This window comes from Peribacillus sp. NPDC097198 (assembly GCF_044762055.1).
Taxonomy (GTDB): Bacteria; Bacillota; Bacilli; order Bacillales; family DSM-1321; genus Peribacillus.
Genome location: NZ_JBIWDO010000012.1, coordinates 16411 through 35127, shown reverse-complemented (window position 1 = coordinate 35127; position 18717 = coordinate 16411). Strand labels below are relative to the sequence as shown.

Below are 18717 nucleotides of genomic sequence, written 5' to 3'. Positions count from 1 at the left end.
CTGACTATTCAATAACGAAGGGGTTATAGCACATGACTAAACATCCATATAATTCGACTGTATTGGAAAAACCGATGTTGGAAGATTACCAAGATGGCGACTTCTTTCTATCAAGCCCGAACCAAACCTTATTGGGAAAAGGTTCCTTGCTAACGGTTCCGGGAAATGAAGAAAAAGAGAATCAGATGGAGGATCTTGCTAACAGGGTTGCAGCAACGTTGGAGCGAGCAAAAAGGCTTGGACAGGATAATCCAATCGTCACCGGCGCCATACCGTTCGATTATAAGAAGCCCGCTAATCTGCATGTGCCAGAGACGATACATTCAACTGTACGTGTTCAAGAATATGGTCCTAGTAGAACAGTGGAGACGGATTCAGTCCCTACATACCAAATTAAATCGGTTCCAGAGCCTGCCCAATATAAAGAAGGTGTCGAAGAAGGACTAGTACAGATAGCCAGTGGTCATCTGGACAAAATCGTCTTGGCTCGGTCCTTGCAACTTACATCTTCGATAAGTGTAAATATCAATGAGTTGCTTCATAACTTGGCAAGACAAAATACAAAGGGTTATACATTTGCCGTTGATTTGGGAGAGCAAGAAGATTCAAGCGTTTGCACCAAAACATTAATCGGCGCAAGCCCGGAACTACTAGTTTCAAGAACTGGATTACACGTGGTGGCTAATCCGTTGGCAGGCTCCCGACCGCGAAGTGACGATCCAGTGGAAGATCAAAGACGTTCGAAGGAATTGCTTTCTTCTTCAAAAGATTTACATGAACATGCTGTCGTAGTAGAGGCAGTGGCGGAAGCACTTCGTCCATTTTTCAAGAAGATGGAAGTCCCCAAAAGCCCATCGGTAATAAGTACAGAGACAATGTGGCATCTATCGACAGAAGTGAAGGGGGAACTTGTGGATCCTGAAACTTCTTCTTTGGAGCTTGCCATCGCGCTTCACCCGACTCCTGCCGTATGCGGTTCGCCGTTTGAGCGGGCAAGGGAATCCATCTTGGAGATTGAACCTTTCGATCGGGGATATTTCACGGGAATGGTTGGGTGGTGTGATGCAAATGGTGACGGTGAATGGATCGTCACCATTCGATGCGCAGAAGTGGAAGAAAAGGCGCTTCGTTTGTTTGCCGGAGCCGGCGTGGTCGGAGAATCTAAACCGGAAGAAGAACTTGCCGAAACTTCGGCTAAGTTTCAAACCATGCTTCGCGCAATGGGGATTGATACGGAATTATCAAAGTAATTGGCATGGAGGGGAAAGATGATGTTAGAAGGTTTTACTTCGTGGCCTAAGGATTTGGCTGATTTATATAGAAAAGAAGGTTGTTGGAAAGGGGAGACCTTTGGCGGCATACTACGTGACCGTGCCAAGGAGCATGGAGATCGGATTGCCATTACCGGAGGGGAAAGAAACCTGACTTATGCAGAGTTGGACGACCGTGCCGATCGGTTAGCGGTCGGCCTTCAAAAGTTAGGGATAAAGAAGAATGACAGGGTCGTCATCCAGCTTCCTAATGTCGTTGAGTTTTTTGAAGTCATTTTCGCCTTATTCAGGATCGGGGCTCTTCCTGTATATGCCCTTCCTTCCCATCGCAGCAATGAAATCGGGTATTTTTGCGAGTTCACTGAAGCCGTTGCTTACATCATTCCAGATAAACATGGTGGATTTGACTACAGAACACTTGCCCGAGGCGTTCAAAGTAAGAATGATAGCTTGTTGAATGTGATTGTGACAGGGGACGCAGAGGAGTTCACAAGTTTGGAAGGTTTATACGGAGAACCTGACGAATTGGTGGAAACAATCGTCCAGTCTAGTGATGTCGCTTTCCTACAGTTATCCGGCGGAAGTACGGGTTTATCAAAGTTAATTCCAAGAACACATGATGATTACATATACAGTTTAAGGTTAAGTGCTGAAATTTGCGGAATCAATCAAGATAGCATCTATCTAGCGGTGCTTCCTATCGCCCATAACTTTACGATGAGTTCTCCTGGCATCCTAGGCACATTATATGGTGGGGGACAGGTTGTCCTTTCACCTGGTCCTAGCCCTGATGAAGCATTTCCTCTCATTGAAAAACATGGTGCGACGATTACCGCACTCGTACCGCCCCTTGCATTGAGATGGCTTGAAGCCGTTTCATCCCGTAATGATGATTTATCAAGCCTTCAAGTGATGCAAGTTGGAGGAGCGAAGTTTAGCGCTGAGGCCGCCCGTCGAGTAGGCCCGGCCTTTCAGTGTAAATTACAGCAAGTATTCGGCATGGCGGAAGGACTAGTGAATTATACGAGGCTTGATGATTCAAATGAGCTCATCGTGAACACTCAAGGAAGTCCAATGTCAGAATTTGATGAAATTCGTGTGGTTGATGAAGAAGATAAGGAAGTTGCGCCCGGTGAAGTAGGGACATTATTGACAAGGGGGCCTTATACGATTTGCGGTTATTACAAGGCACCGGAACATAATGAGAAGGCCTTTACTAAAGATGGATTTTACCGTACGGGTGACTTGGTAAGCATAAATTCTTCAGGCTATTTAGTCGTTGAGGGCCGAGATAAGGATCAAATCAATCGAGGTGGCGAAAAAATTGCGGCAGAAGAAGTGGAAAACCATCTGCTGGCCCATGAAGCCGTTCATGATGCAGCCATTGTCTCGATGCCTGATGAATACCTTGGGGAGCGGTCATGCGCATTCGTGATACCAAGGGGGGAAACCCCTAAAGCCAGAGATCTCAAACAGTTCTTGAAGGATAGGGGTCTGGCTACATTTAAAATTCCCGACCGAGTGGAATTCATCGAGACCTTTCCTAAAACGCCATTAGGAAAAGTAAGCAAAAAGGCACTTCGACAAATCATTTCTGACAAGCTAAATGAACGTAAAATAGCAACATTATTAAAATAAATTAGAAAAAGGAGTGATTTGATGGCTATTCCCGCTATCACACCATATGCAATGCCAGTTGAATCTGATTTACCAAAAAATAAGGTGGCATGGAAGGCGGAACCGAAGCGTTCGGTTCTTCTCATTCATGATATGCAACAATATTTTATCGATTTTTTCGAAAAAAATGATTCACCCATACCGGAACTATTGAAGAACATAACAACCATCAAGGATCGTTGTGTGGAATTAGGCATACCGGTAGTTTATACGGCGCAACCGGGAGATCAAAATCCTAAGGACCGTGCGCTCCTGACAGATTTTTGGGGAACGGGGCTCGATGATGACCCGAACCAGACAAGAATCGTGGGCGACGTTGCTCCGTCTGATGACGACATCATGCTGACTAAGTGGAGATACAGTGCATTCAAACGAACCAATCTTCTTGAATTAATGGAAGAACAGGGACGTGATCAACTTATTATTTGTGGAGTATATGCCCATATTGGATGCCTTTTAACGGCAAGCGAAGCGTTTATGCAAGATATACAACCATTCCTGGTGGCCGATGCGGTCGCTGATTTTTCGTTGGAAGAACATAAAATGGCCCTGAAATATGCCGCAGAGCGATGTGCGTTTACAACTTCAACGCTTCAGTTGCTTGACCAATTACAAGTCAGTGAACAAACATCACCTGCTAGTCAGGAAGGAGCCGATTGGACAATAGAGGAATTAAGGATGATGATTTTCGACCTTCTTGGCGAAGACCCTTCAGAAGGTCTTGAAGATCATGAGGATTTAATCGATAGAGGAATGGACTCCATTCGCATGATGAGCCTTGTGGAAATGTTGAGAGGAAAAGGGGCGGAAATCAATTTCATGCAAATGGCTGAGAAACCGACAATTGCTGATTGGTGGAACCTGCTATCTTCCCAGAAAGTTTTAGCTTGATCCGATGTGAAAAGGAGGTAAATGAGGTGAGTAATATGGAGAACCAAAAAACTCGCATGGCATTGTCCGGCGCACAGTCAGGCATATGGTTTGCGCAGCAACTAGAGCCGGATAACCCGATTTACAATACGGGTGAATACATAGAGATTAAAGGGAAAATGGAAGTAAGTAAGTTTGAAGCAGCGCTCATGCAGGCAGTAAGGGAGGCCGAAAGTTTACACATCCACTTTGGGGAAGACCAAAGTGGGCCCTATCAAGTCATGGGTGAGGCAAATGAAATTCCCTTTCAATTCTTGGATGTAAGTGATCAAGATAATCCTGAAGAGAAGGCCTTACAATGGATGAAAGAAGACTTGCTTCAACCTATTAACCTAAAAATGGACAGACTATTCTCTCAAGCGTTGTTTAAGGTCGGGCCAGAACGGTATTTCTGGTATCAGCGGATTCATCATATTGTTATGGACGCCTTTGGATTTTCACTAATATCGCAGCGAGTGGCGAAGCTGTATACGGCACTTGTCCAAGGTCAACCATGTGAGGAGGCAGCCTTTAGTCCCTTCGTTAAGCTATTGGAGGAAGATGCTAGATACAGGGCGTCCGAGAAATTCGAAGCCGATCGTCATTTTTGGCTGGAGCGCTTTGCTGATCAACCGGAAGTCATGAGCCTTGCTGAACGGGCTCCTAGGACATCTAACCGTTTTCTTAGCCAAACGGGTTATTTATCGACTGTTGCCACACAATCCTTTAAAAAAAATGCTCATAAATATTCGGGGACGTGGCATGAAGTGGCCATGGCTGTCACTGCTGTATATATTCATCGTCTGACGGGAACGGAAGACGTCATCCTCTCCCTGCCGATGATGGGGCGTTTAGGCTCTGCTTCAATCAATATTCCGAGTATGGTGATGAACTTACTTCCACTGCGTATAACCGTTCGACCGGATATGGCGTTGAAGGAAGTAGTGAAGCAAGTATCAAGCGAAGTGCGTCATATCCGCCGCCATCAAAACTATAGACATGAAGAACTTCGCCGTGACCTTAAGCTTCTTGGAGATAATCAAAGATTATTCGGTCCGCAAATCAATGTCATGCCTTTTGATTATGGATTGGACTTTGCGGGTAATCAAGCCATTACACATAAGCTGGCTACAGGCCCGGTCGATGACATATCGATAAACATATATGACAAGTCTGATGGAAATGGATTAAGAATCGATTTGGATGCTAACCCGGAAGTGTACGATTTGGAAGAGCTAGGCATTCACCATACCCGATTCTTAAGGTTGCTCGAGAAGGTGGCCACTGCAGAAGAGGTCCAGATGATCGGGGAACTTGAAGTGCTTTTACCAGAAGAACGTGAGAGGGTCATGCATCAGTGGAATCAAACCGCCGAGGAGATTCCGCCTGCCAACTTGCCAAGCCTGTTTGAAAAACAAGTAGCTAAAAGCCCATACTTAACAGCCCTGGTAGATGAAAAGACGGTCCTTAGTTATGAGGAATTGAATAAGCGTGCCAATCAATTTGCCCATCTTTTATTGGAAAAAAATCTAGGTCCGGAAAACTTCGTGGCGATTGCTTTACCACGCTCTGCGAACATGGTCGTGGTCATGTTGGGCGTATTAAAGACAGGGGCTGCATATTTACCAATCGATCCCGATTATCCCATTGACCGCATTGAATACATATTGAACGACGCGAAGCCTATTTGTCTAATAACAAACCGGGAAATTGCTTCAAAATTACCAAGTGGTGGCGAAACGGAACTCATCTTATTGGATGAGGCAGAGCATGCTCTTTCATCAGGAAAATATTCCGATGGAAATGTGGATGAGTCAAAGAGGAATGGAGCCATATCACCTCTTAACCCAGCTTATATGATCTATACATCCGGTTCCACAGGGAATCCAAAAGGTGTCGTCATTCAATCGGAAGGCTTGATTAATTTCCTTTCTTCCATGCAAAGCCAATTTTCCTTGAATCAAGAAGATAGGCTTCTGGCGGTCACCACCATCGCATTTGACATATCCGGTTTAGAAATGTACTTGCCACTTCTTAATGGAGCCAGCTGCGTCGTTGCAGCCAAGGAGAAGATACAAGAACCCAAGGCGTTGGCAGACATCATTACCGAACATGATATTACCATCATGCAGGCGACACCGACGCTTTGGCATGCCATGGTTTCCAATTATCCAGATGTAATCAAGGGGCTTAAGGTACTTGTTGGTGGGGAGGCTCTTTCCATTAGTCTAGCCACTGCATTAAAGGATTTAGGGTGTGAAGTAACCAACTTATATGGTCCAACTGAAACGACGATATGGTCGACATCTAAAAAGTTGGATTCCAGTCAGACAGGCATGCCCGCCATAGGATCACCTCTTTGGAATACACAGGTGTTTGTACTCGATGCAGGTTTACAACCAGTCCCTCCCGGAATCGTTGGCGAATTGTATATTGCAGGGAAAGGGCTAGCCCGGGGGTATTTAGGTCGCCCGGATTTAACAGCAGAGCGTTTTGTTGCCAACCCGAATGGTCCTAAGGGCAGCCGGATGTACCGTACAGGTGATTTGGTTCGTTGGAGGGTGGATGGTTCACTGGATTATATTAGTCGCGCTGATCATCAAATTAAAATACGTGGTTTTCGGATCGAGCTTGGAGAAATCGAGGCAAAGCTTGTCCAACATCCTGAGGTTTTACAAGCGGCCGTGATTGTACGTGAGGATATTCCTGGCGATAAACGAATTGTGGCTTATATTGTTCCTTCGCTGGATTCGACAGTGGATCCAGGGGAACTTCGCGCATTTATTGGCAGTAGTCTTCCGGATTATATGATTCCATCGGCAATCGTTGAGATGCAAGAGTTGCCGCTAACTCCAAATGGGAAGCTTAATCGTAAAGAATTGCCAGTGCCCGATCTCTACTCGCTGATTTCAGACCGAGCACCAAGAACACCGCAAGAGGAAATTCTGAGCGAGTTGTTTGCTGAAGTTCTAGGTCTATCTAGAGTAGGAATTGATGATAGCTTCTTTAATTTAGGTGGGCATTCACTCCTAGCATCAACTCTGATGGCACGAATACGCAATACATTCGGAGTGGAACTCGGCATAGGCAAGATTTTTGAGTCACCGACCGTGGCGGGTCTTGCAAAACAGCTCTCCAATGGAAAAAGTGCCCGATTGCCCGTGAAAAAAACGAGTAAGCCTGAAAAGATACCCCTTTCCTTTGCACAGAGGAGATTGTGGTTCCTACACAGTCTTGAAGGCCCTAGTCCAACCTATAATATTCCGTTGGTCATAGAATTATCAGGAAACCTTGATACGAATGCTCTCGAGGCAGCAATCAATGACCTGGTTGCTCATCATGATACGTTACGGACGATTTTTCCAGTAACGGAGGGGAATGCCCATCAAAGCATCATTGACCCTTCTGAGGCCCGGGTTGAATTGTTAATAACTAGAGTAAAAGCGGCGGACCTGGATGCGGAGATTGCAGTCGCTACGCGTTATAGCTTTAATCTCGCTGTGGAGCCATCCATTTATGCTCAGCTTTTCTCAGTGGAACCGGATCAGCATGTTTTAGTTTTACTTTTACATCACATTGTAGCCGATGGATGGTCCCTTACCCCTCTTACGCGAGATTTGTCTGCGGCTTATAAAGCCAGGATTCTTGGAGAGGTACCAAACTTGACTCCTCTTCCTGTCCAATATGCGGATTATGCGCTTTGGCAGGAAGAATTGTTGGGAAAAGAGAACGATGAAGCTAGCTTAGTGAAAGAGCAGCTTGATTATTGGAAGGAGACTCTGGCGAATCTTCCCGATCAGTTGGAGTTGCCTATGGATTTCCCTCGGCCTATCGAACCAAGCTATAAGGGGGATACATTGAAGTTTATGATTTCTCCTGTCCTGCATCGTAGATTAGTGGATGTGGCTCGTGAAAACGGAGTCAGCTTATTCATGGTATTGCAGGCGGGACTTGCGACCTTGCTTACTCGCCTTGGAGCGGGTACCGACATTCCGATTGGAAGTCCGATTGCAGGGCGAAGCGACGATGCTTTGAGCGAAATAGTCGGATTATTTATTAATACCTTGGTGCTCCGTACGGATACTTCTGGAGACCCAACTTTCCGTGAACTTCTTGAAAGGGTAAGGAATGTTGATTTACAGGCGTATGAACATCAAGACTTGCCTTTTGAACGCTTGGTAGAAGAACTGAATCCACCACGTTCACGATCTAGGCATCCATTATTCCAAATCATGCTTGCCCTGCAGAATACGCCTGAGCCAAAGCTAGAGCTTCCGAGCATTCATTCCAACCTAGAGCTATATAGTGTGGGGACTTCCAAATTCGATATGACGATTGAGATTCGGGAAATGCATGATGACACAGGAAAACCGGATGGAATGAGCGGGTTTCTTGAATATAGTGCAGATCTATATAAACCTGAAACAATCGAAAGGATGCTTAACCGATTCGTACGAGTATTAGAGGGGGCTGTAATGGACCCGGACCAGACAATCGGACGATTGGAAATATTGGAGCCAAAAGAACGTCAAGAAATTCTTGTTGATTGGAATCAGCATGGTGAAGAAACCCCTGATTCCTGTTTACCAGCTTTGTTTGAAGAACAAGTGAACAGGTATCCAGATAAAATAGCTGCTGTATATGAAGATGAATCCCTAACATATGAAGAGCTAAATCATAGGGCAAACCAGCTTGCCCGTCTGCTAATGGCTAAAGGGGTTGCATCGGAGCAATTTGTAGCATTGGCCACACCAAGATCATTGGATATGGTGGTTGGCATACTTGCTGTACTGAAGGCGGGGGCGGCTTATTTGCCTCTAGATCCTGAATATCCTATCGACAGATTGTCTTTCATGCTTCAGGATGCGAAGCCTAGCTACGTCCTTACAAGTTCCATTGTGGCAACTAGCCTTCCGGATCTGCGTGATATTCAACAAATTGTATTGGACGATCCGAGCACTTTAGTGGAAATGTCACGATATTCAACAAATAACCCACTAGATCGTGAACGGAAACAGCCTTTATCACCTTTAAACGCAGCTTATATTATTTATACATCAGGTTCAACAGGTGTACCGAAAGGGGTAGTCATCCCCCATCAAAATGTAGTCCGGCTCTTTGGGTCGACAGAAGACTGGTACCATTTCAATTCGGATGATGTTTGGACGATGTTTCACTCTTATGCTTTCGATTTTTCGGTATGGGAAATATGGGGCGCGCTTCTTCATGGTGGGAAGCTTATAGTTGTACCTCATTCAACCAGCCGGTCACCAGAAGAGTTTTTACAGCTCCTTGTGGATGAAGGAGTCACGATTCTTAACCAGACCCCATCTGCCTTTTATCAATTAATGCAGGCGGATCGTAACAAGCCGGAACTTGGACAGAATCTAACGTTACGGTATGTGATTTATGGTGGGGAGGCACTTGAACTAAGCCGCTTGGAGGATTGGTATAGCCGTCATCCGGAAACTGCGCCGCGATTGATTAATATGTATGGAATTACGGAAACAACCGTTCATGTAAGTTATCTGGAACTTAACAGGGAAGTCACCGCCGTGAAGGCGAACAGTCTTATAGGCTGTGCCATCCCGGATCTTGGGGTGTATATTTTGGATGCGAGCCTACAACCGGTACCTGCAGGAGTAACTGGGGAGATGTATGTCTCTGGTTCAGGTTTGGCCCGCGGGTATCTTGGGCGTCATGGTTTGACGGCAGAGCGTTTTGTTGCTAATCCATTCGGTCCATCAGGAACTAGGATGTATCGGACTGGAGATTTAGCCAGATGGCGTGCTGATGGCTCATTGGACTATATGGGACGGGCCGATCATCAAATCAAGATTCGCGGTTTCCGTATCGAGCTGGGAGAAATTGAATCATTACTTGCCCAGTGTCCTTATCTGGAGCAAGTTGCCGTCATCGTTCGTGAAGATCACCCAGGTGATAAGAGATTGGTGGCTTATGCTGTGCCAGCGGCAAATGCGGTTTTCAATCCAGCCGAATTACGTCGGTTTGTTGCAGCCGGCCTTCCAGATTACATGATTCCATCTGCATTTGTCCAAATGGTCGATTTGCCTTTGACGGCAAATGGAAAGTTGGACCGAAAGGCATTGCCAGTACCTGATTTCGGTGCAGCCGTTTCAGGGCGTGGACCAAGGACGCCACAGGAAGAAATCCTATGTAAACTGTTCATGGAAATTCTTGATCTTTCACACGTTGGAATCGATGATGGATTCTTTGATTTGGGAGGGCATTCCCTGCTTGCCGTCCAGCTGATGAGTAAGATACGTGAAGCGCTTGGCGTTGAGTTGAGCATCGGAAACTTATTTGAAGCGCCGACAGTTGCTGGCCTAGCTGAAAGGCTTGAAATGGGCTCGAGCCAGAGTGCTTTGGATGTCTTGTTGCCGCTACGCAAAAGTGGCGAGGAACTTCCGCTGTTCTGTATACACCCAGCGGGAGGATTGAGCTGGTGCTATGCCGGGCTGATGACGGCTCTTGGTCCAGATTACCCGATATATGGACTGCAAGCTCGGGGAATTTCTGAGCGTGAGCGCTATCCGGAAACACTGGTAGAGATGGCAGCGGATTATATCGAACATCTCCGCAAGGTCCAGCCAAAAGGCCCTTATCGTTTATTGGGTTGGTCACTGGGCGGAAATGTCGTGCATGCCATGGCTACCCAACTGCAAAACGAGGGGGAAGAAGTCCAACTTGTGGCCATTCTGGATGCGTTTCCAAGTCAATTTTTGCCGACTACTAATGCTCCTGGTGATGAGGAAGCATTGATCGCCCTGCTTGCCTTGGGTGGGTATGATCCTGATAGTTTAGGAGACAAGCCATTGGATGATGCTGGTGCCATAGAGATTCTGCACCAAGATGGAAGTGCATTAGCTAGTTTGGAAGAAAAGACAATCCTTAACCTGAAGGAAACCTATGTGAATTCTGTTCGTATCATGGGTGAATATGAACCAGGAGTGTTCAATGGTAATGTTTTGTTCTTTAAATCAACACTCATACCAGAATGGTTCCCTAGCCTTTCAACGGATACATGGAAACCATATATAAATGGATTGATTGAACAACATGATATTGAGTGCCGTCATAAGGATATGTGTCAACCTGAGCCACTTGCGGAAATCGGACAGGTGATTGCAAACAAGCTTTCAAATATGAAAAAAAAATTACGCATTAATTAATGAAGGTGGAGATGAAGAATGACTAACCCTTTTGAGAACGAGAATGGTACGTATAAAGTATTGATAAATGAAGAAGGTCAGCATTCCCTCTGGCCTGCCTTTTTGGACATACCAGAAGGTTGGTCCACCATTTATGGAGAAGAAAGCAAAAAGAATTGCTTGGACTATATTAATGCCAACTGGACGGATCTTCAGCCTAAGAGCCTAAAGCTCGTATCGAGCCTTGATGGCGTAAAGTGAACGTGCGCATATACGAGAATCCTAAATTAGTCGTTTGCATGGTTTATGTGTTTGCCATGTTCATGGTTTCGATGGACGGCACGATCGTCAATGTCATTCTTCCCGTCATCGGCCAGGAATTCAATGTCATCCCCTCAGCCACAAGCGGTATTAATATAGGCTACTTAGTAAGCCTCGCGGTCTTTCTCCCTATATCGGGGTGGCTTGGGGATCGATATGGTACCAAGAAAATTTTCCTATTGGCACTGGGGGGTTTCACACTCGCTTCCCTTCTATGCGGATTTGCGACAAACCTAGAGACCTTGACCTTATTTCGGGCCTTGCAGGGTGCAGGCGGTGGACTCCTTACTCCAGTAGGAATGGCAATCTTATTCAGGACATTTTCTCAGAAAGAACGAATGAAAGTGTCAAGGACCCTTGTCTTGCCCATTGCCTTTGCACCAGCCATTGGTCCGGTTGTCGGTGGTTTCTTTGCGGAACAGCTATCTTGGAGCTGGGCTTTTTATATCAACATTCCTTTTGGAACCATCGCTTTCCTCATCGGTTTGCTGTTCTTGAAGGAACATAAAGAGCCATCGGCCGGCAGGCCTGACCTGACAGGGTTTCTGTTATCAGCTGCCGGTTTGTCGATGGTCATGTATGCACTGAGTACCGGTCCTTCAAAGGGATGGAGTTCTCCAGTCATTATGTATACGGGACTGATTGGCTTCATACTTGTCTGTTTGTTTGTATGGCGAGAATTACGGGTCAAGGAACCCATGCTGGATTTAAGCTTATTATCGGACAAATTGTTCCGTTCCCTTGGCCTTATTTCTCTATTATCGCAAGCAGCATTAATGGGCATGCTCTTTATATTCCCGTTAATGTATCAGAATGCCATGAATGCCTCTGCCCTGGATAGTGGATTGGCCACTTTTCCTGAGGCATTGGGGCTTATGGTAGCATCCAGGATGATTCCTTGGACTTTCAAGAAATTGAATGGCCAGCAGGTGATCTGCCTTGGGCTACTTGGGACGGCCTTAATCTTTGCCATCATTAGTATTGTTGGTCCGACAGCAAATCCTTGGTCTTTACGACTCTTATTATTTAGTGTCGGCATCTGCTTGGGGCATGCAGTGATTGCTGTACAGTCTTCCATTTTCACGAATATTACTTCAGCATCGATGGGAAGGGCAACTACATTATTCAATGTCCAGAATCGATTCGGCTCAGCTGTTGGGGTAGCCGTACTAGCGAGTGTGTTGGGAGCCTTGGGGACAAGCGAGGTGGCAAGGAACGGAATAGAACAGAGTAACTTGGAATCCTATCAATATGCTCTCCTTGTCTCATCAGTCTTTCTTGTTATAGGTCTTACTATCTCGTTACGTCTGAAGAAAGAAGACTTTAAGGGCATCTTGCCAAGTCAGCAATCGACTGAAATTCCTAAGACAGAACCAGTCAGAATGAGTAAGTGACAAAATTCCAGATGGAGATGCTTGAAATAGAGGGTTGCTGTGATTCTAATCAGCGGCCCCTATTTATTTGTTTGAAGAGTATAAAAGGGGGGCTAGATGTGATTGAACTATATAGTTGTAAATTGCCTGCGAGCAGGGAAAATGCGGATATAGACAATTTGCTTGTTCATGTTTCAAAAGAAAGGCAGAGCCGATTGAAAAGGTTTGTGAAGACTGATGATGCATATCGTTCCCTGATTGGGGATTTGTTGGTGCGTTTCGCATTAAAAGAACAATACGGCTCGATGGATAGGGAACTGAGAATTCAAACGAATGAATATGGCAAGCCGTTTTTATGTGACTTTCCTTCCTTCCACTATAATATCTCCCACTCTGGTGAATATGTAGTGTGTGTGGTTCATGATGAAGCAGTGGGTGTGGATATAGAATACATAGGACCATTTGATTTACCCCTCGCCAAAGAGCTTTTTACTAAAGAAGAGTATCAATACGTATTGAATGATAGAGAAGGCGGCCTTGGTGCCTTTTATGACATCTGGACCTTGAAAGAGAGTTATGTGAAAGCGGTTGGTGAAGGCTTATCCATGCCATTACAGGGGTTTTCTATGAAAAAGTGTAGCAATGGATCCATCCAAATCACAGATATAGAAACAGAAAGACAGATTAGGGATTACATATGCAGACAGTACACAATAGACAATCACTACTGTTTATCTGTTTGCGCCCATCATGCCAATGCAAATCAATTTAGAAATGAACCGACATGTGTCACGTTTCAGGATGTATGCGAGAGTTTGAATGTTCATTCCTGAATATGTACAGGGCGTTGGAAAACGGTGCTTAGATAGGGACGAGATAAAAACAATGGCCTTTGGCCTAAGTCTGGTATAGATCCTATTACTGATGGAGGAATGAAATGTGAAACAAATTAATGTTGCCCAGGTTATAGAAGGGAGTAAGGTTAACTCTTTTCATTTAACTGTTTTACTATGGTGTACTTTTCTCATCCTTTTCGATGGATATGATCTAGTCGTTTATGGAGCCGTCATTCCAACCTTAAGTCAAGAATGGGGGACCGCACCGGGCATCTTGGGATTGATAGGGAGTTTGACGTTGGTAGGTGGTTTAATAGGCTCACTTATTTGCGGGATCGTAGCGGATAAAGTAGGGAGAAAGAAAGTAATCATAGCTTGTGTTGCTATTTTTGGTTCGTTTACTCTAATGACAGGTTTAGCGAAGGGACCGGTAGATTTTGCGATATACCGTTTTCTTGCAGGGCTTGGTTTGGGTGGCATTCCGCCGTTATTGGTGGTGCTCACCTCTGAATATTCTCCCAAGCCGATTAAGAATATGATGGTGGGTATCATGTTCAGCGGATATTCGATTGGAGGTATATTAGTCTCTCTTTTCGGAATGAAGGTCATTCCGGAGTTGGGATGGGAATGGATGTTTTTCATAGGGGCCATTCCATTATTGGCCATTCCCTTTTTAATTAAATTTTTACCTGAATCCCTTTATTATTATGTGGAAAAGGGAGACTATGAAAAAGCGAAGGGAATAGTGGCTCGTTTAAATCCCTCCTATGTTCCCCATGATGCAGATCGATTTATCATGAATTTATCAACTTCCGGTGTTCCAGTGGTAAAGCTCTTCGAGAATCGCCGTGGAAGATCCACCATCATGTTTTGGATCGCATGCTTTATGGGATTGCTAATGGTATATGGATTGGGTACGTGGTTGCCTCAACTGATGATTAAAGCGGGCTATCCGTTGAATTCCAGCCTGCTGTTTCTTTGTTGCTTGAACATTGGAGCAATCGTCGGTTCGGTATGCGGGGGTTGGCTAGCAGATCGAATTGGCTCAAAACGAGTGTTGATCAGTTACTTCAGTATAGGCGCGGTTTGCTTGCTCCTCCTTGGTTTTAAACCAGGGTCATTCTTTCTATATGTTTTGGTGGCAATAGCAGGGGCTGCGACAATTGGATCGCAAAATTTAAACAATGCTTATATCTCCATGTTCTATCCGACACAGATAAAGTCGACAGCACTGGGGTGGGCATTAGGTATAGGTAGGTTTGGGGCTATAGTGGGACCAACAATCGGTGGGCTGTTAATCGAGTGGGAGTTGCCTATTTATATAAACTTCCTCAGCTTTGCGATTCCCGCTTTTATTGCGGCGATCTCCATTAGTCTTGTCCAAAATAAATATAATAGCACCATGAATCTTGAACTCTCTTCTCCCAAACGATATCAAAAGATTATTTGAATACTTTATTGATTGCGTCAAAGGAGGGATGGGATTTTGGCTGAGTATACTTGCCAAGTATGTGACAAGACATTCAAAAGCTATAATGCACATGCTAAGTATTGCTCTCAATCGTGTAAGGGAAAGGCTTATATAAAATATCCAATAAGACATTGTGAATCATGTAATCGACCCTTTAAACCAAGAACTGCATCAAATAAATATTGTTCAATGGGATGCAGTCATAAAAGTAGGAAAAATCCGGTCATTATTCATAGCTAGACCAAGGACCATCAAAAAAAGAACCCAATTTGAACATTCAGATTGGGTTCTTTGCCTATATATTAAGACCTTATGAAAACGAAAGAACCTTTGGCTCTTGTACATCCACTATATTTTGGACCTCTGTGCCGTCAATCGTCTCTTTTTTCAACAGGACCTCTACAAGCTCTTCGTATTGTGGACGGTTTGATTCGATCAGTTTTTCCGTTTCTTGAATGGCCTGGGTGAAAAGGGCTTGCATTTTTTGTTCTTTCTCACCTTTATTGAATGTTAAGGTGAAGCCGTCTTGCAACATGCCCGTATCGACCATCTGTTCAAGTAAATGCTTTGCCTGTTGAACGTCGCCACCAACTCCGACACTATGTTCACCAAGAAACATTCTTTCTGCGACACCGCCTGCTAAAATCATTTTCACTTGATCTAGCAACTCACTTGCCGTAGCTAAATGAAGTTCTTTAGGAATCGGAGCCACATACCCAAGGGCCTCGCCACGAGGGATGATGGTCGCTTTTCGAACAGAACCCGGTTTAGTGAGGGCAGCAATCAGGGCATGTCCACTTTCATGAATGGCCACCCGCCGCTTTGTATCCATATCGCTCAACGTTCGGGAAGTAGCCCCTAGAATGGTCCGGTCAATCGCGTAATCAAGATCTTGTTTGCGAATCATTTCCTGATCATGACGTAGCGCATGACGAGAAGCTGTTTCAAACAAGGAACGTAAATCCGCCCCGGAGAACCCGGATGTACTCTCAGCTAATTCATCCAAGGAAGAAAGGACATCGGCCGCCAGTTTCTTCCCTTTTGTATGAATGGCAATGATTTCTTTTCTTCCGTTTGTATCGGGAATCGGCACCTGGAACGAGAAATCGATTCTGCCTGGACGAAGAAATGCCTCATCAAGCATGTCCTTTCTGTTTGTGGCTGCCACGAATAGAATGCCTTCGTTTGAATGGCCTCCGTCTAACTGGACAAGAAGTTCCGTCAAGGTTTTTTCAGCTTCTTCCCCACCATGGGCTTTCCGTTTACCGGCCAATGCGTCCACTTCGTCGATGAAAATGACAGCAGGTGATTGTTTCCGGGCATTTTGGAAAAGGCTACGTACACGAGCTGCCCCCACTCCAACGAACATTTCATTGAAGGCCGAACCGCTAGTCGAAAAGAAGTTGGCGCCCAATTCTTTTGCAATGGCCTGTGCCAATAATGTTTTCCCGGTTCCTGGAGGACCGTATAGTAAGATGCCTTGTGGAGGCTTGATCCCAATTTTAGCTGAACGCTCCGGTTCTTTTAGAGTGGTGAGGGTTTGCAGGATCTCTTGTTTGATTTCGGGTTGCAAACCACCTATATCGGCTAAGGTTATATCGGGAAGTGCTCTAGGTGTAGAGATATTTTGTTTCTTGCTTTTTACGCGTAAACCGCCTTTTGATTTCTTCTGTATAATAATTGCGGTTGTGACTAGTGCCGCCAGCAATCCGCCTAAAATCCATAATGCAGACTTATTTGTCGATGAAAATGAATAGCGAACGTTATAAGTTTCGACTAGTTTGTTGACCATTTGACTGTTCGGAGGGATGTTAGAGACATATTTACCTTCTGGTGTAGTGATATGAAGTGTTCCATTTCGCTTTTCTTCAATAGAGACGAGGGCACCATTTTGGGCCTGAATGGTCTTTTCAACGGACGAGAAAGGAACGACCATTTCTTTTGACTGAGTCACAACGTACCAAGATATAACACCAATTATCACAATGAACACCGTTATGAACGGCAGCAACTTCGAAACTAATTTTGAGTTCGAGTTCAATATTTCATCTCCTTTAAGAATATATATTCAGTATAAAATTTTTAAACGCGTTAACCATAGGTCATAAGTCCTAAAAATAAAGGTAAATACTTCCATGTTTTGATTTATGTGATGGGTGCCGCTTTTCCCTAAGGACTGAGTCGGATAGTGGACATCCAGTTGTTAACCTGCATGATAGACTTTTTAAAAATGAAATGCTAAAGTGAAATGGTCTTAGTGATGAAAAAATATAAAGGTAGATGAGTTGAACATTTATGAATAAATTTATGAGGGATTATATGATTACGATGAAGGATATTGTTCGGGAAGGCGATCCAATTCTGCGTCAGGTGACTGATGAAGTTAGCCTGCCAATTTCTGACGAAGACCGAGAAACATTAGAATGCATGATGCAGTATTTAAAAAACAGCCAAGATCCTAAACTTCAAAAGAAGTACCACTTACGAGAAGGGGTAGGCTTGTCAGCCAACCAAATTGGCCTGAATAAACGAATGTTCGTTATGTATTTTCCAGATGAAAAAGGAAAGGTCTACGAATATGCTTTAGTGAATCCGAAAATTGTCAGCCATTCGGCATCCATGATTTACTTACCTCAAAGTGAAGGCTGCCTTTCTGTGGATCGTGATATCAAAGGATATGTGCCACGTTATGAGCGGGTGAAAATTAAAGCATTGGACAGCAATGGAGAGAAAATCGAGATGCGATTGAAAGGATTTGCAGCGATTGTTTTTCAACATGAGCTGGACCATTTAAATGGAATGATGTTTTATGACCGAATCAATTCCGAAAATCCTTTCAAGCTTCCAGAAAATGTGGAAGTGAAGAGCTTATAATGGTAAAAAGGCAAAGCCCCCATGCTTTGCCTTTTTGATTGTTTAAGGTTGTGACAGTGTTTCCTTTGCCAAATGCTTTTTTAAATCACTGAATATGGCCTTGCTCATATGCTGGTATCCTTCTGACGTAAGGTGAATGCCATCGTCACTGATTAAATGTTCCAGATCACCGGCAGACTTTATATAAGAACGCACATCGATCAATGGAACCTTCAAATCCTCGGCCAGTTTTTTTAACTGTCGGTTATACATGCCATGCCAATGTTCAATCCCACCGACTTGAGAGACAAAATGTCCGATGGATGGTCCGAATCGATCGGCAATCGACCGATAATATCTGGCGGGATCCAGTGGGGGAAGAGTTAAAAGAAAGGGTGTGACATGCTTGTCCTGAACTTGTTTGACGAGTTGAGTGATATTTTCAAGGTACCGTTCAATCGGAACGATAGGCTGATGGTCTCCTTCAGGATTCTTTGCGACTTCCTCCCAATGGAAATTACAATCGTTACCACCGACTTCTATCAATACGATATCGGGATTTTCTGACATGACATCTTTCTGGACACGGCTAACTAGCAAGTCAGAATTGTCATTAAAGACGCCTTTATTCAAAACTTCAACGAATGGCAAGGACTCTGTCAACTTCGCTAAAGAGCTTGGGTAATTCTCTTTAATGATACGAAGACGGCCTTTAACGTAGGAGATACCTCTTGTTAAACTATCTCCAAAACAGACAATTCTCAAAATTTTCACCTCGATCGGTTAATGTGTTACTTATCATTTTAGTGGCATAATTGTATTTCGGCAAACTAA

11 protein-coding genes are annotated in these 18717 nt (G+C 44.5%); 9 read left to right on the top strand and 2 right to left on the bottom strand.

Annotated features, from left to right (window positions below):
• The first annotated feature begins 32 nt into the window (after positions 1 to 32).
• The 8 genes from dhbC (at position 33) to ACIQXQ_RS17675 (ending at position 15009) form a co-directional block, all read left to right on the top strand.
• The gene (gene dhbC / locus ACIQXQ_RS17710) at positions 33 to 1250 is read left to right on the top strand and encodes an isochorismate synthase DhbC (RefSeq protein ID WP_402875607.1); all 1218 of its coding nucleotides are present in this window, start codon (positions 33 to 35) and stop codon (positions 1248 to 1250) included.
• 21 nt (positions 1251 to 1271) lie between these two features.
• The gene (locus tag ACIQXQ_RS17705) at positions 1272 to 2909 is read left to right on the top strand and encodes a (2,3-dihydroxybenzoyl)adenylate synthase (protein ID WP_402959276.1); all 1638 of its coding nucleotides are present in this window, start codon (positions 1272 to 1274) and stop codon (positions 2907 to 2909) included.
• 21 nt (positions 2910 to 2930) lie between these two features.
• Complete coding sequence (locus ACIQXQ_RS17700) at positions 2931 to 3839, top strand: isochorismatase family protein (RefSeq protein WP_402959240.1); 909 nt, start codon at positions 2931 to 2933, stop codon at positions 3837 to 3839.
• A gap of 35 nt (positions 3840 to 3874) precedes the next feature.
• On the top strand, positions 3875 to 11050 hold the full coding sequence (locus tag ACIQXQ_RS17695) for an amino acid adenylation domain-containing protein (RefSeq protein ID WP_402959274.1): 7176 nt from the start codon (positions 3875 to 3877) through the stop codon (positions 11048 to 11050).
• 18 nt (positions 11051 to 11068) lie between these two features.
• The gene (locus ACIQXQ_RS17690; RefSeq protein ID WP_402875615.1) at positions 11069 to 11290 is read left to right on the top strand and encodes an MbtH family protein; all 222 of its coding nucleotides are present in this window, start codon (positions 11069 to 11071) and stop codon (positions 11288 to 11290) included.
• A gap of 2 nt (positions 11291 to 11292) precedes the next feature.
• Positions 11293 to 12744, top strand: a complete 1452-nt coding sequence (locus tag ACIQXQ_RS17685; protein WP_402959239.1) for an MDR family MFS transporter — start codon at positions 11293 to 11295, stop codon at positions 12742 to 12744.
• Positions 12745 to 12842: 98 nt separating this feature from the next.
• Positions 12843 to 13556, top strand: coding sequence for a 4'-phosphopantetheinyl transferase family protein (locus tag ACIQXQ_RS17680; protein ID WP_402959238.1), 714 nt, complete (start codon positions 12843 to 12845; stop codon positions 13554 to 13556).
• A gap of 106 nt (positions 13557 to 13662) precedes the next feature.
• A complete protein-coding gene (locus ACIQXQ_RS17675; protein ID WP_402959236.1) occupies positions 13663 to 15009 on the top strand; it encodes an MFS transporter in 1347 nt (448 codons plus the stop codon).
• A 331-nt stretch (positions 15010 to 15340) separates the two neighbouring features.
• Here the strand turns inward: ACIQXQ_RS17675 and ACIQXQ_RS17670 are convergent, their stop codons facing one another.
• On the bottom strand, positions 15341 to 17071 hold the full coding sequence (locus ACIQXQ_RS17670) for an AAA family ATPase (protein ID WP_402959234.1): 1731 nt from the start codon (positions 17069 to 17071) through the stop codon (positions 15341 to 15343).
• A 254-nt stretch (positions 17072 to 17325) separates the two neighbouring features.
• Between ACIQXQ_RS17670 and def the strand changes: the two genes are divergently transcribed.
• Positions 17326 to 17904 (top strand): peptide deformylase, encoded by a 579-nt coding sequence (def, locus tag ACIQXQ_RS17665; protein ID WP_402875621.1) that lies wholly within the window; start codon positions 17326 to 17328, stop codon positions 17902 to 17904.
• A 42-nt stretch (positions 17905 to 17946) separates the two neighbouring features.
• On the opposite strand, the gene ACIQXQ_RS17660 is transcribed toward def, so the two are convergent.
• Positions 17947 to 18648 (bottom strand): SGNH/GDSL hydrolase family protein, encoded by a 702-nt coding sequence (locus ACIQXQ_RS17660; protein WP_402959232.1) that lies wholly within the window; start codon positions 18646 to 18648, stop codon positions 17947 to 17949.
• Positions 18649 to 18717: the final 69 nt, after the last annotated feature.

What these genes read in the sequence shown, in the direction of transcription:
- dhbC (WP_402875607.1), top strand. Translation starts at nt 33, where the DNA reads ATGACTAAACATCCATATAATTCGACTGTATTGGAAAAACCGATGTTG.
- ACIQXQ_RS17705 (WP_402959276.1), top strand. Translation starts at nt 1,272, where the DNA reads ATGTTAGAAGGTTTTACTTCGTGGCCTAAGGATTTGGCTGATTTATAT.
- ACIQXQ_RS17700 (WP_402959240.1), top strand. Translation starts at nt 2,931, where the DNA reads ATGGCTATTCCCGCTATCACACCATATGCAATGCCAGTTGAATCTGAT.
- ACIQXQ_RS17695 (WP_402959274.1), top strand. Translation starts at nt 3,875, where the DNA reads ATGGAGAACCAAAAAACTCGCATGGCATTGTCCGGCGCACAGTCAGGC.
- ACIQXQ_RS17690 (WP_402875615.1), top strand. Translation starts at nt 11,069, where the DNA reads ATGACTAACCCTTTTGAGAACGAGAATGGTACGTATAAAGTATTGATA.
- def (WP_402875621.1), top strand. Translation starts at nt 17,326, where the DNA reads ATGAATAAATTTATGAGGGATTATATGATTACGATGAAGGATATTGTT.